At 34.6% G+C, this 14,721-nt stretch carries 12 protein-coding genes and 1 tRNA gene; 8 read left to right on the forward strand and 5 right to left on the reverse strand.

Annotation, left to right across the window (positions count from 1 at the left end):
- Positions 1-28: 28 nt before the first annotated feature.
- The 5 genes from NBW39_RS01245 (at position 29) to NBW39_RS01265 (ending at position 5,482) form a co-directional block, all read left to right on the forward strand.
- Positions 29-901, forward strand: coding sequence for an IS982 family transposase (locus tag NBW39_RS01245; RefSeq protein ID WP_250294632.1), 873 nt, complete (start codon positions 29-31; stop codon positions 899-901).
- 24 nt (positions 902-925) lie between these two features.
- Positions 926-2,503, forward strand: coding sequence for a collagen-like protein (locus NBW39_RS01250; RefSeq protein ID WP_250295386.1), 1,578 nt, complete (start codon positions 926-928; stop codon positions 2,501-2,503).
- 4 nt (positions 2,504-2,507) lie between these two features.
- The gene (locus NBW39_RS01255) at positions 2,508-3,824 is read left to right on the forward strand and encodes a hypothetical protein (protein WP_250295387.1); all 1,317 of its coding nucleotides are present in this window, start codon (positions 2,508-2,510) and stop codon (positions 3,822-3,824) included.
- Positions 3,825-3,892: 68 nt separating this feature from the next.
- Positions 3,893-4,873 (forward strand): phospho-N-acetylmuramoyl-pentapeptide-transferase, encoded by a 981-nt coding sequence (gene mraY / locus NBW39_RS01260; RefSeq protein WP_250295388.1) that lies wholly within the window; start codon positions 3,893-3,895, stop codon positions 4,871-4,873.
- Between the two features lie 6 nt (positions 4,874-4,879).
- On the forward strand, positions 4,880-5,482 hold the full coding sequence (locus NBW39_RS01265; protein ID WP_250295389.1) for a ribonuclease HII: 603 nt from the start codon (positions 4,880-4,882) through the stop codon (positions 5,480-5,482).
- Between the two features lie 699 nt (positions 5,483-6,181).
- Here the strand turns inward: NBW39_RS01265 and NBW39_RS01270 are convergent.
- The 4 genes from NBW39_RS01270 to NBW39_RS01285 all read right to left on the reverse strand — a co-directional run bounded on the left by NBW39_RS01270 (position 6,182) and on the right by NBW39_RS01285 (position 11,334).
- Positions 6,182-7,054, reverse strand: a complete 873-nt coding sequence (locus tag NBW39_RS01270; RefSeq protein WP_250294632.1) for an IS982 family transposase — start codon at positions 7,052-7,054, stop codon at positions 6,182-6,184.
- 534 nt (positions 7,055-7,588) lie between these two features.
- Entirely contained in the window at positions 7,589-9,334 is a 1,746-nt protein-coding gene (locus NBW39_RS01275; protein WP_250295390.1) for a type I secretion system permease/ATPase, read from the reverse strand.
- Between the two features lie 182 nt (positions 9,335-9,516).
- The gene (tsaD, locus tag NBW39_RS01280; protein WP_250295391.1) at positions 9,517-10,524 is read right to left on the reverse strand and encodes a tRNA (adenosine(37)-N6)-threonylcarbamoyltransferase complex transferase subunit TsaD; all 1,008 of its coding nucleotides are present in this window, start codon (positions 10,522-10,524) and stop codon (positions 9,517-9,519) included.
- A gap of 120 nt (positions 10,525-10,644) precedes the next feature.
- Entirely contained in the window at positions 10,645-11,334 is a 690-nt protein-coding gene (locus tag NBW39_RS01285; RefSeq protein WP_250295392.1) for a class II aldolase/adducin family protein, read from the reverse strand.
- 270 nt (positions 11,335-11,604) lie between these two features.
- Here NBW39_RS01285 and NBW39_RS01290 point away from each other — a divergent pair, with 270 nt between their 5' ends.
- Complete coding sequence (locus NBW39_RS01290) at positions 11,605-12,222, forward strand: AAA family ATPase (RefSeq protein WP_250295393.1); 618 nt, start codon at positions 11,605-11,607, stop codon at positions 12,220-12,222.
- A 174-nt stretch (positions 12,223-12,396) separates the two neighbouring features.
- Here NBW39_RS01290 and NBW39_RS01295 read toward each other — a convergent pair whose 3' ends face one another.
- Positions 12,397-12,987: a BON domain-containing protein gene (locus NBW39_RS01295; protein ID WP_250295394.1), complete on the reverse strand. Its 591-nt coding sequence runs from the start codon at positions 12,985-12,987 to the stop codon at positions 12,397-12,399.
- 140 nt (positions 12,988-13,127) lie between these two features.
- Here NBW39_RS01295 and NBW39_RS01300 point away from each other — a divergent pair.
- Positions 13,128-13,209, forward strand: a tRNA-Leu gene (locus NBW39_RS01300).
- Between the two features lie 158 nt (positions 13,210-13,367).
- On the forward strand, positions 13,368-14,711 hold the full coding sequence (gene tig, locus NBW39_RS01305) for a trigger factor (RefSeq protein ID WP_250295395.1): 1,344 nt from the start codon (positions 13,368-13,370) through the stop codon (positions 14,709-14,711).
- Positions 14,712-14,721: the final 10 nt, after the last annotated feature.

A 14,721-nucleotide genomic window follows, 5' to 3' on the forward strand; every position in this document is an offset into this window, starting at 1 on the left:
GTATTTTAGTAATAATAAGAGGTTACACATGAAGAAAGATATTACAGAACTGTACTGTTGCGTCGAGGATTTTTGTCGTGCGGTAGATGATAATTTTGCAAATAGGTTCTTATCAAACGGCAAAAAACCAACCAGAGTACCAGAAATAGCGCACTCAGAAATTCTAACCATAATCCTATTATACCATAAATCACCATGTAAAAACTTCAAGGCTTTTTATCTTTGTTATCTTCAGTTATTCTATAGATCAGAGTTTTCAAAGCTGCCTTCATATCACAGATTTATTGCCTTAAAGCCGCGAGTTTTGTGGTATTTAGCATTACTTTTGCAATGGTTTTGTGAACAAGCAAAAATGACCGGGATTTCCTACATAGATTCTACTTCAATAGCAGTATGCCATCGAAAAAGAATCTCAAGAAATAAGGTTTTCAAAGGATTAGCAGAGTTAGGAAAGAATACTTACGGCTGGTTTTTTGGTTTTAAATTACATGTAGTAATCAATGAAATAGGTGAAATTCAAGGTGTTACGCTAACCAGAGGTAACGTCGATGACAGAAAACCTGTACCAACTCTAACCAAAAAACTAACTGGACTTTTGTTTGGAGATAAGGGCTATATAAAGAAAGAGCTCTTTGAGAAACTATTCGATAGAGGTCTAAAACTCGTCACTAAAGTGAAAAAAGGTATGAAAAATGCACTGATTTCGCTGAAAGAGAAGATTTTACTAGGGAAAAGATCGATTGTTGAAACGGTTTTTGGCTGCCTAAAAAACAAATTTGAACTTGAGCACACTCGGCATAGATCCACAGTAAATTTCTTGGTACATATTTTTTCTACCCTCATTTCTTATTCAATGCAATCGAAAAAGCCCTGTATTTCTCAGCTTTACTTCGTTGGTTAATCCATAACTGGGGTTAAAGGGGATATGGGGGATAAAGGAGTTGACGGATTGCCAGGAATGCTCGGGCTAAAAGGCGAAAAAGGTAATGTTGGATCATCAGGAGTAAAGGGCAAACAAGGAGATAAAGGTAAACAAGGTCTAGTAGGTCCAAAAGGTAATCAAGGTATACAAGGTCCAAGAGGCTTTAATGGTACCCAAGGTCTTCCAGGTAACCAAGGGTTGCAAGGACAGAAAGGTGCTGAAGGTAAGCAAGGTTTGATAGGCCCAAAAGGTGAGAGGGGCGAGCCTGGAATGCCAGCATTGGATGGACTTCCCGGAGAAAAAGGTGCTCAAGGTTTAAGTGGTGAGAAAGGTGAGCCAGGCACAGATGGATTGCCAGGAACTTCTGGGCTCAAAGGTGAAGTTGGTCCTCAAGGTCTGTTAGGTCCAAAAGGCGATATGGGTGATAAAGGAAATACTGGAGTGCCAGGCACAGATGGATTAAAAGGTGACAAAGGAGAAGATGGATTACCAGGAGTGCCTGGACCAAGAGGAGAAAAAGGTGAAGTTGGATTACCAGGAACTTCTGGGCTCAAAGGTGAAGTTGGTTCGCAAGGTTCAAAGGGAGATAAGGGGGAAACTGGAACGCCGGGAATAGATGGAATAAAAGGCGAGCGAGGAAATACTGGGATGCCAGGTGTGAATGGATCAAAAGGAGAAAAAGGTAATGTTGGATTGCCAGGAATGGATGGAATAGGTGCTGCAGTGGCTGATCAGTTTTTGCACAAGATGAATCAAACAAAAATTGAAATTCAGAATGCTAAAAAGGCAGCAGAAGATGCTAGAAGTGCTTCTGAAAATTTTGCCAAAGAAGCAAAAAGCGCTAAAGAAGAGGTTGTAGGATTAAATGCTGAAGTAAAAAACATGAAAGATGATACTGAAGAATTTGCAAATGGAGCACTCCAATCAGAAAGAAATGCTAAAGCTTTTTATAGTAAAACTAAAGATATATTTTGTAGGACAAGCCCTAGAGATCAAGTCTGTGCTGTATCTAGAAAGAAGAGGGAAGCTAAAAGTTTAAATAATCAACCGGTAACAAGCGGTGCAGGTAGACCAACTTCATTTATATCTCAAGTAATAAATTTCTTTTATCCTTCTGTAAAACAAGATGAATATAAAATAGAGAATAAAATACAAGAGCTTAATCAAGTGGCAAAAATAATAGATGCAGCAGATATTGTTATGAGATTTGAAAAAGTATTAGAAGAAACAGCTTCAAAATGCGGCATTCCAAAGAAAAGCCTAAATTTTGATCCAGTAAAACTACAGTCAACCATTCTAGATAGGTCATTATTTAATGATGAAAATCGTAATGAGTTGTTGAAACTCTTGTGTGCATCTGCAAAAAAATCATGCCCTAATTACAAACAAACTGATAAATTTTTGGCTATTTTTAAAGACCGTATGGAAAGAACATTAGAAAACAATGAGCAACAAAGGGGGTTTGTTAATATTGAGAAAACAGCAACAGATAACGAGCGGCCAAGGAGTTTTATGAGCGATGTTACTCTTCCAAGTAGTTTCAAGGCGATTGATCTGAAGGCTGTTAATCGTTTAAGGTAATAGTATGGGAAATAAATTTAAAATAGATAATAAAGATCCGCTCTATAGAAAGCTGATGAAACTTCCTACTGCGTATTACAGATTAAAGGATAATGGCAATGGGTACACTATCTATTCACAAAATAATGGTACGGTGGAAATAAAGGATACTCGTAATATAAAATTAAAGTGGGAAAACGATAAAGTAGTTTTATATGAAGGGGGCTCAGCTCTGAAATTAAATGGCCAGGACTTTGTTATAGAACAAGAAGCTATTATAGGTAAAGATAAAGATGCTATTGTAAACAAACTTCAAGGAGGAAAAACAATAAGCGGCACATTGCAGAACACAACGGATACAGATTTTGGTGTCGGTTTATCGCTTTATAATTCTGGAAACCCATTAACCGGAGCACTAAACTCTATTAATTTTAATGATGAAAATGATCCAGTACTCAACAAGATTAAAAAAGAGGAAAAAGGTGAACTTTGTGTTACAATAGAAGATGATTATATCTATATAGACAAAGAAGAAAAGTATCTTCCAGTGTGTGGAGATGGCAGCTGCTATAAGTATCAATACACAAAAAATGAATGTGATGTATTAACAATAAGTGATGTATCAACAATAATAGGCAGTTTAAACAAGACTAACAACGAAAAGCAGAAATTTACTTTGCAAAAAGGGAAAGAATTATCGCCTGATATCTATGAAGCAAATATTGCTTTGAATGATAAGCCCATAGCTACTTTACCAAAAATAGGTTACTACATGCTCAATGATCAATTGGTCATGCGTAATCATGTTACGAAAGAGGAGGTAATTGTCCCAAGGGATTTTCACTATTTAAAAGTTATTAAATCTAATAATGATGATTATAAATTAACGTTTTGTAATTTTTTAGGTAATGAATTCTTTGAATACAAAAAATACGATCCACAGTATTCAAACGTTTCAGATGAATATAAATTCATCAGTTTAAATTGTGCGAAAAAAGAATGTAATCCGAATCTTTGGGAATTATTTAGCCACCGGCCATCGTTTTTTATTACAGAAGAATCTCCTGAACCAGGCTCTCCAGTTCACTATTCAGTTGCCGTGTTCGAATTCATAAGTGGTAAAAAAGGTAGGAAAATGGCTACATTGATTGATGAATTTGGTTATTTTGATAAAGATAATAAGTTTTACTATTGCGATTATCATAAAAAAATGGAATATGATACTTATGATTCTTCTGAGATTAGTCTAAAAGAAATGTATAAATGGACAGATGAAAATAGCGAATTTTGTTTTGCAGAAGATAACAATATAACTCTTCATACTATCCCAGAATTATTTTAACTATACTACAGGTAGAAAAAAATCAAACAATATTTGTGAGCGGTTGGTATAATACTTAGTCAATTTAGATGATCTTAGCTACAAAAATATTTTTTACCTCATTTGTTTTGGGGTTTATTCTTTTTCCCTATTTTATAAAGCTTCTAAAAAAAATAAGTAAAGATGGGCAACCAATTAGGTCATATGGACCAGAAAGTCATTTAATAACAAAAAAGAATATACCAACTATGGGCGGAATAATAATACTGATTTCTTCTTTATTACCAATTTTACTCTGGGTTCAGTTAACATCAGAAATTTTGCTGCTGATATTGATAACTCTATTTTTTGCTCTACTTGGATTTATTGATGATTATTTAAAATTGAAGACAAATCACTATCGAGGTTTAAGTTCAAAAACCAAAATACTTATTCAGTTTATTGTAACTCTGGTTAGTATGTCTATACTTAAGCTATACTCTGCTGAAGGTTTTACAAAAACGTCCCTATTTAAAGGAGTAATAATTGATTTTGGCTATCTATATGTCCCATTCGCTGCGTTTGTAATTGTCGGCTCTGCTAATGCTGTGAATCTCACAGATGGTTTGGACGGCCTTGCTGCAACTCAAGTCATCACTTCCTTTGCTTTTTTGGGGCTAATTGCATATATAACTCAAGCAGATATGAATATTACTTTATTCTGCATTGCATTTATAGGAGCTATTCTAAGTTTTTTGTGGTTTAACACACATCCAGCAAAAATATTTATGGGTGATGTTGGAAGCCTGTCAATTGGTGCAGCTTTAGGATTAACTAGCGTTTTAATGAAGAGAGAAGTACTTTTTGCTTTTATTGGAGTAATTTTTGTAATAGAGACTCTATCTGTTATTATTCAGATATCATATTTTAAATATACAAAGTTTAAATATGGAGAAGGAAAAAGAGTTTTTCTTATGGCACCAATACATCATCACTTTGAAAAGAAGGGATGGTCAGAAAATGTAATCGTTATGAAATTTTGGATAATTTCTATTATCTGTTCAGTTTTTACTATAACTTTCTTATTATAAAAACCTATGAAATACCCAGACTTCACATTAGAAAATAAATTATCAGGAGTGATAGCAGGAGTGGATGAAGTTGGAAGAGGTCCGCTAGCTGGTCCAGTAATGTCTGCAGCTGTAGTATTTATCGATAGAAATATAATTATTGATGATATTAATGATTCAAAAAAATTGACTCCTAAATGTAGGCAAATTCTGTATGAAAAAATAACATCCGTTGCGAAATTTGGTATAGGAATGGCAAGCGTAGAAGAAATCAATTCATACAATATCTTGCAAGCAACAAAGCTTTCAATGAAACGTGCGTTGATAGACTTGGACCTAGAATTAGATTATGTACTAGTTGATGGTAATCAACCACCTGAAGTAAAATGGCAAGTGAAATCCGTAGTAAATGGTGATAATTTGAGTACATCAATTGCAGCAGCTTCAATCGTTGCAAAAGTTACGAGAGATCGGCTTATGCAAGAATTGCACAATAAGCATCCTGAATATAATTGGTATAAAAATAAAGGATATGGGACAAAAGAGCACCTTAACGCTATTGGCCTTTATGGAATTACAGAACATCATAGAAAAAATTTTGCACCTGTATTACTTAAAAGAAATATCTAATTTACCATAGCAATTGGAGCTTCTCGGGTTGCAAAAAATATTTTGAAATCTGAAATTCTTGCATAACCATATAACATTGGAAATAGAAACAAAAAAATTACTTTACAAACTCCGCCAGCCCTCTTATCATGGTACTGAAGCTAATTATTTATCTTCGCAATCTCTGCAGTGGATTAATGACAAAAAAACTTAATGTATTTGGCGTAAATCATGCTTAATTTTTTGCACTATGCGCACCTCATGTCTTTATAAAACTTCTAGCTATACAAGCCGAAACGCGCTGTTTAAGACAGTAAAAGACGTCAAATAGATAAGGGAGAATTTGAATACTAGCTACCTTGGGGTTTCTTTGCCTTTTTTTCCGCTCAGTAAATTTCTTAACGTTTATGGCTAAAAGAGCCCAAGAGAGGTGTCATTCCAGCGCTCCTTTTTTTGTCATCCCAGTGCTTGACACTGGGATCCAGCATTTCACGCAATCCCATCAAGAACGTTGTATTTTACATAACACTTTTATGCTTACCAACTTAATAAAATTCCTGGATCCCAGTGTCAAGCACTGGGATGACAAAAAAAGGAGGCTACTCGGATGACAGAAGAAGGAGGCTACTCGGATGACAGGAGAAGGAGGCTACTCGGATGACAGAAGAAGGGCTACTTGGATGACAGAAGAAGAAGGCTACTTAGAACCCCAGTTATGGATTAACCAACGAAGTAAAGCTGAGAAATACAGGGCTTTTTCGATTGCATTGAATAAGAAATGAGGGTAGAAAAAATATGTACCAAGAAATTTACTGTGGATCTATGCCGAGTGTGCTCAAGTTCAAATTTGTTTTTTAGGCAGCCAAAAACCGTTTCAACAATCGATCTTTTCCCTAGTAAAATCTTCTCTTTCAGCGAAATCAGTGCATTTTTCATACCTTTTTTCACTTTAGTGACGAGTTTTAGACCTCTATCGAATAGTTTCTCAAAGAGCTCTTTCTTTATATAGCCCTTATCTCCAAACAAAAGTCCAGTTAGTTTTTTGGTTAGAGTTGGTACAGGTTTTCTGTCATCGACGTTACCTCTGGTTAGCGTAACACCTTGAATTTCACCTATTTCATTGATTACTACATGTAATTTAAAACCAAAAAACCAGCCGTAAGTATTCTTTCCTAACTCTGCTAATCCTTTGAAAACCTTATTTCTTGAGATTCTTTTTCGATGGCATACTGCTATTGAAGTAGAATCTATGTAGGAAATCCCGGTCATTTTTGCTTGTTCACAAAACCATTGCAAAAGTAATGCTAAATACCACAAAACTCGCGGCTTTAAGGCAATAAATCTGTGATATGAAGGCAGCTTTGAAAACTCTGATCTATAGAATAACTGAAGATAACAAAGATAAAAAGCCTTGAAGTTTTTACATGGTGATTTATGGTATAATAGGATTATGGTTAGAATTTCTGAGTGCGCTATTTCTGGTACTCTGGTTGGTTTTTTGCCGTTTGATAAGAACCTATTTGCAAAATTATCATCTACCGCACGACAAAAATCCTCGACGCAACAGTACAGTTCTGTAATATCTTTCTTCATGTGTAACCTCTTATTATTACTAAAATACTCGAGTTTACCCTGTTTCCCTCTTCTTAGTTATACTTTTATCTATTTTCTAATCCATAACTGAGGTTTAGAGAGGATGTCATTCCATTACCACGTTGAACGTATCTGTTCAGATGCATGGCTCATGTACAAATATTGAAACAAAAATTCCAGTGCTCCCTTTCTTGTCATCCCAGTCTGGGATCCAGATTGGGCACTAAGTTGGTAAACACGAAAGCCTTTACAACGTTTTTGATGGAACTGCGCGAAAGAACTGGATTCCAGTGTCAGCTACTTGCATGACACCCATTTGTTCTTATAGTTGTCTTTTCTCGTCTACCTTATTTTGCCACTCTGCTGAACAGATACCGTTGAACGGCAAATCCGGCATTATGTCGTTTACCGTAAAAACTCATATTTTACCCAATCGAAGCGAAGAACTCGAGCGCGTTATACTTAATATGGAAACAAACCTATCTATTGTTTCTTAAATCCCTTCCCTGAACGAGCGGATACAGTTTACCAAAATTAACCATTTGCTGAAGAACGCTCATCCTCTGTGGTATTTGATGATGGAGCAACTAATTTGCTCAAAATCTCATCTTTTGGTCCCATAGCGTAAATGACACCATCTGACATGAGGATCACCTTATCAACTACGGACAATAACGGTAGTTTGTGAGTGATGATAACAGTAGTAGTATTTTGCTTTCTTGCAACATTGATTGCGTTAATTAAACACGCCTCTCCATTGCTATCTAAGTTAGCGTTTGGTTCATCAAGTACTAAAAGTTTTGTGTGACCGTAAAAAGCTCTGGCAAGTCCAAGAAGCTGTTTTTGGCCGCCAGAGAGCGTTACTCCTCCAGGACCTCCTATTGTTGTATCATATCCATTTGGTAAGCTTAGTATTAGTTCATGTATTCCTGCAATTTTTGCTGCCTTGATTATTTCTTCAGGATTTGGATCTGGTCTCATGCGAGCAATATTAGCTTTGACACTAGTGTTAAATAACTCAATATCTTGAGGTAAGTAGCCAACATAATTACCAAAATTTTCTCGATTCCAAGTGTATACATCAGCGCCATCTAGTCTGACTACACCAGATATTGGCTTCCATACACCAACAGTTAATTTTGCGATAGTGGATTTACCAGAAGCACTTGCACCAATCACACCAACTACGTCCCCTGGTTCTATTACAAATGATATTCCTTTTACTGTCGGTTTATTGCTTCCATAAGGAGTAAAAAATACTCTATCAAATTCCAATTTTCCTTCAGGCTCTGGTAGAGCCATCGTTTGCTCTCTTTTTGGCGATGTTAATATAAGTCTTTGCAGCCTGCCATATGACATTTTAGCCTGATTTAAAAACTTCCAAGTATGAACCGCAGCATCAAATGGTGCTAATACTCTGCCCATTAAAATTGAAGCAGCGATGATGCTACCAGCAGTCTTATGAGCTGTAATTGCAAGTAATGCACCTGTTCCAATTACCGATATTTGCAGAGTTGAGCGCAAAAATTTAGTGATTCCAGTAATTACATTAGAGCGATTTTGTGCTTTAATTTGCATTGCTCGATTCTGATCATTTCGTTTACACCAATCAGAGACTATGAATTCTGACATGCCCATAGCTTCAACTACTTCTGCATTTCTTGTTGCAACATCTATAGCATTGATATTCCGTATAGTTTCTTCGTTGGTTTCTTGTAATATTCGTTTAGTGGCAAGTTCATTCCATATTGCCATAGAGACTAATATAATGATTCCAGCAATAGCTATAAACCCCGTGGAGGTATGTATCATGAAAATCACAACAAGGTAAATTAACGACCATGGAGTATCAAATAGTGAGAATATACCATTTCCTGTAATGAAATTTTTTATTACCCCGAGATCTCGTATTGCTTCACCACTTGAAGTTGAGCTCTGCACTGATGTTAATCTAATTGACCTTACTATCAGATCTGGTGTTGCAGTTTTATCGATCCAATCACCTATTTTTGCCATGGCTAAATATCGACAAGTTTCAAGCATTGCAGAACATGCAAATGCAGATAAAGTGATAATTGTCAGCATAGTTAGTGTTGATACACTTTCGCTCGATATTACCCGATCAAGCACTTGAGAGGTATAAAGTGGTAGGAATAACATTAATAAATTGATTCCCGCACTAAACCAAAAGATAAACCAAAATGCACTTTTGCATTTTTCTAGGCAAATATATAGAGTACTTTGCTTCAATTCTTTTTTTATTGATGGCGTAATTTCCACAATCTTCCTCTTAATTTGATTACATGCACCATATACAATTTTTATTACAAAAATATTAATAACGGCAGTTAGCTTACTTTAAGTGAATAAAATATTAATATATGTAAATAGGAAATATAAACAATGGTAAAAAGAAGTATAGTTAATATTTCCTTCATTACCTAATTCAAAATTGAGAGTTTTTAATAACTCTCCAACTCCCACTTTGGCCTTGGTGCAAAATTGAGAGAATCTATATAATTCTTCTGTAACATTTCAATTCCTGCCCATCCAACCATTATTGCATTGTCTGTACATAGGTTGCTTGGGGGAAAAAATATATTTAAATTTGTGTGTTTTTTCAATTTTTCTCTCAAGAAATTATTTGCTGCAACTCCGCCGGTAATCACAAAGTCATTAATTTTGATATTTAAAGATTCGGCCATAATAATCGCATTACTAACCCTGTCCAGCAGTATGTCACTAATACACTCTTGAAATGAAGCACATACATCACACACATCTTGCTCGCTCATTTTAAGTTCTTGCACCAAGTTTTTTACTGCTGTTTTAATTCCAGAAAACGAAAAATTACATCCAGAACGTTTTATCATTGCCCTTGGTAGTTTAAATCTTGCACCATTGCCTTTTTTAGCTAATTTTTCAATTAATGGCCCTCCGGGATAGCTTAAACCCAGCATCTTAGCAACTTTATCAAATGCTTCTCCTAACGAGTCATCGAGCGTTTCTCCAAGTTTAATATATTTACCTACATCCTGTGCAATTAAAAATTGACAGTGACCACCTGATATTAATAGGACTAAAAATGGAAATTTTACCTCATGCAGCAACCTAATAACCAATGCATGCGCTTCTAAGTGATTAACTGCAATGAACGGTTTTTGTGCTACATGCGCAATTGCTTTAGCCATCATTGTACCAACTATTAGTCCACCTATGAGTCCTGGTCCTGATGTTGCTGCAATTGCATTGAGATCACAAAAGTTAAGGTTAGATTTTTCCATGGCACTTTTTATTAGACCACTTAAATGCTCCATATGAGCACGTGAAGCTATCTCAGGAATCACCCCACCGCGTTTTTTGTGTTCTGTTTGAGAAAGAATCTCGTGAGCAAGGACCTGCTTGTCACTATTTACAATCGCCACTGCAGTTTCGTCGCAGCTTGTTTCAACAGCTAAAATGGTTTTCATGTATATTCGAGCACTTTATTATAAAAACTATACCTTGAAACGCTGTAGAAGTTAACTGCTTTTGAAAAAATATAGTTGATATGACGTAATTAGCTACTTGAATGACAGATGGTAGTGTCCTTATAACTTACTTTTAAGTAGTCTAACCCATGCGTGCCAATCTCTCTCACCAAGATTGCTTTCGAAAGACAAAAGATCCTTTACAGCTTTTAAACAAATTTCTTCACTTGGAACTGATAACTCCCTATTCATTGCTAACGCTAAACATTGAGTTTTGCATGCTTGTTCTAAATGATACGTGTAAAACATTGCTTCTTGTATAGTCCGACCACATGTTATAGATCCATGATTGCGCATTAACATCACAAAATTCTCTTTCAGATCAGCTATTAACCTCTTTCCTTCTGTATCCCTAAGCGCTAGGGAATTATAATCATGGTAAGATGTCTTATTATAAAAGTGCAGTGCCCATTGACTTATTGGAAGTAACCCATCTTTGAGAGAGGAAACTGCTACAATAGAGGGTGTATGCAGATGAAAAATTGCTTGAATGTCTTTTCTTGCTTGATAAATAAAACCGTGGATTATATAGCCAGTTTTATTATATTGATATTCTGTACCCTCAATCACATTTCCATCTAGTGATACTCTCATCAATGAATTTTCATTCACTTCGTCAAAGCGTATACCAAATGGGTAAATATAAAACGACTTTTGATCTTCAGAACGCACTGAAAGGTGACTATATGTATGATCATCTAGCTTAAGGTAGGACAGAATCTGATAAGCACAAACTAGATCTTTCTTCACTTTAACCTCCGAAAAATTTCTAAATTTATACGCGAAAAGAGGCTTATAGTCAACTACTAAGTCTGTGCTACTCTGTCTTAATACCAAACACTTTTGTGTTGTAGCTTGCTTGAAAATAGTTATCGTTATTATAGAGTTTATATACAGAATTTATGTTTCTAAATTACATGATATCTTAACTAAAAAAATAATTTTCTATATAATATTTCATATTTTTTAAAGCTTAATTTTTATGTTATTATAAATGTAAGTTTCAAGATTGAAAATAATATGGTAAATATTAACACAAAAAAACAGCCAGCAGGATTTTTCATATATCTCTCTGGTCTTTCAGGAAGTGGTAAACTTTCCACAGCAATAGAATTATCCAGTATGATAGACGCATTAATTGTAAATAGTAAGTTCTATAACAATATTCAAGTTTGCTCTATGTACAATGGTGTCTTTGAACGTGATCAAATACCTAAAGAAGTTCAAGATAGAATATATGGCATTATGCAAATTATGCTTCAGGTAATAGAAAATTATCCGATTCACTCAAAAAATTACATATTTATTGATGAGTTGATGGAAAATAATGACCAGAACATGAAGATATATGATTCAATAGTAAGGCTTAGTAAAAAAATGAACACAGAAATCCTTCCTGTGGTACTTAGGTGTGATCTACCGACATTACAAAAGCGTATTGCATTAAAAAGGCAAAGAAAAAATAGGAAGGTGACTAATGTAAATAGCATGATGGAGCAATTTAGGATTAACAATTTATTTATACCACCGAGTGCCATAGAGATAGAAAATTCAGATATGAATATAAAAGAAGTAGCTGAAGAGATAGTAAATCAGATACACAGTATCCGTTCAGCTAAGCGGTGTGAGAGACGATAGATAAGAGGTTTTGCTTTGTTTCCATGTTAAGTATAACACCCCCTCCTTTATTAGCACGAATGTAGTGTCAGTTTTAAAATTTATATTTTCATCCATCTGAAAGGCAATTTTTATTTATGTTCTCTACCTATTATCACAATTGTACAAATGTTATAATTTGAAAGCGATTTTTGCCTAATGGCGTAACTTACTGTACCTATATCGTACATAACTTACAACTTGTTTTACTCCCTTTACTTTTCTTGCAATTGCTATTACAGCTTTTAATTCCGCTTTATTTTGGGCTATACCCATCAAATAAACAACTCTATCAACCGTATTAACGCTGTAATTAATTGATTTAATATTTCTTTTCCCCAGAAGTCTTGTTCTTATTTCTGCTGTTATCATGCCATCTACAGTAGTGTCTAGCATGGAAGCCATTTGAATTGGTATTACTCTTATTTCATTTATCACTTCTTTAATTTCTTTTTGCTGCCAAGCTATTTTTTCTGCTGTAAGTTGTTTTTCAGGAGTGTCAACATTTCCGATGAGCAATACTCTTCCTTCACTTACTTTAACCTTTATTGATGAAAATAGCCCATGCTTTAAGAGTCCCTTATTAATTCTGATGACCATAGTCGTATCATCAATGATATTTCCCAAGGATTTGTCCTGCATTGCTGTTGCTGTCGCTGTAGCCACCACACCACCTATTATAAGGGTTGTGCAACCACTTTGTGTAATCAAAAAAATTGCGAGTAAGAAGCTTGTTATTAATCTCATTATTGATTTTTAGGGTTTAAAGCTTTCATTAAGAAATGTTAATAAGCTTTTTTGATTGTGTAAATACCATAAATTAAGTAAGACTTTAAACCTTGAATATTTTTAATGGAATACCTATAATAGGGTACTGAAAATTTCTTGCGGATATGGCGGAATTGGTAGACGTGCCAGGTTTAGGTCCTGGTGAGCTTGCTCGTGGGGGTTCAAGTCCCTCTATCCGCACTTTAAAGTCATGTAACTTAGGTTTTAAGGGAAAATTTATAATCACTAAATACACTTTTGTTTGTATAAAAACCTGTTCTTAAGGATTGTGTTTAACTTAAATTCTGGTAAAATGACTCTATTAAGATATGAATTAAAATATTAATAAATGAATTATGATGTCTAACAATATACCTCAAAATACAGTCGAAGTGGATGCATTAAGTAGCATATATACCTACAGAGAGCTTAGTATAGATAAACTAAAGTATGAGTATGAAATCACAGTTAGTAGTGATTATATAAAACAAAAGGTAAATTCCAGGTTGCAAGAGATAGCAGAAAATGCAAAATCACCTGGATTTAGGGCTGGAAAGATGCCCTATGACCTTGTTGTTGCAAATTATAAAAACGAAGCTTTGGAATATGTGATAAATAATACAATTGATTATTGCTCAAGTGATTTGATGAAAAAAATTGAAGTCAAGTCTCACATTTATCCTAAGGTTGATGTTATCTCATTACCAGATCTAGATAAAGAAGATGAGAAGGGCAATTTTGTATACAAACTATCTTTTGAATCGATGCCTGAAGTACCGATGATAGATCTTGACAAAATAAACTTAAAGAAGATTGAAGCAAAGATTGAAGAGGAAGATATAAAAGAATTTATTGATTCTATTAAAACAAAGTTCCCCAATTTCGCCTCTGTTGATGATGCTTCTTATCAAGCGAAAGATGGGGATAAATTGATAATTGATTTTGAAGGGCGGATTAGGAATAAGCTCTTTCAGGGTGGAAGTAGCAAAAATTTTGCCGTTAATTTAGGGTCTGGCACATGTATTAATGGTTTTGAAGATCAATTAACTGGTATGAAAAAGGGAGAAATAAAGAATTTTAAGTTGAAATTTCCTGAAAATTACCAAGCCATTTCCCTTGCAGGACAGGAAGCTGATTTTTCTGTGCGAGTTAATGAGATTCAAATTGCCAAAGATTTTGAAAATGATGATGAAATAGCTAAGAGTATTGGGTTTAAAGATTATTCTTTGCTAATAAATCATGCAAAAAAAATGATTGGTGATCAGTGCACCGAAATGAGAAATCTCTTAATTAAAAAGGAGCTATTTGATTATTTGGATGCTAATTATAGTTTTGATTTACCCACAGACATAGTAAAACAGGAGCAACAAAGAGTGGAAGGAGAATTAGGTGCTCAAAATGATTCTTGTAAAGAAGCTGAAAAACGCGTAAAGCTTGCTATGTTATTTATGAAATTTAGTGCAGAACATAAAATATCATTAACTCAAAATGATGTTTTGAGTGTTATTGTAAATCAATATGTCAGTAAAGATGTGCAGTTTGACAGAGTACTTAAGCATTTTGAATCAAATAAACAATTTCAAGAATTAGTTAGAGGGCAAGCGCTTGAGTATAAAGTGACAGATTATATAATAGAAAAAGTTAGTAAAGAAGAGCAGATTATTTCTGTGAAAGAATTAAAGGAATTATTTGATAATATTTGATAGGAAAAGG

This window comes from Wolbachia endosymbiont of Oedothorax gibbosus (assembly GCF_936270435.1).
In the GTDB taxonomy this organism is placed as follows: Bacteria; Pseudomonadota; Alphaproteobacteria; order Rickettsiales; family Anaplasmataceae; genus Wolbachia.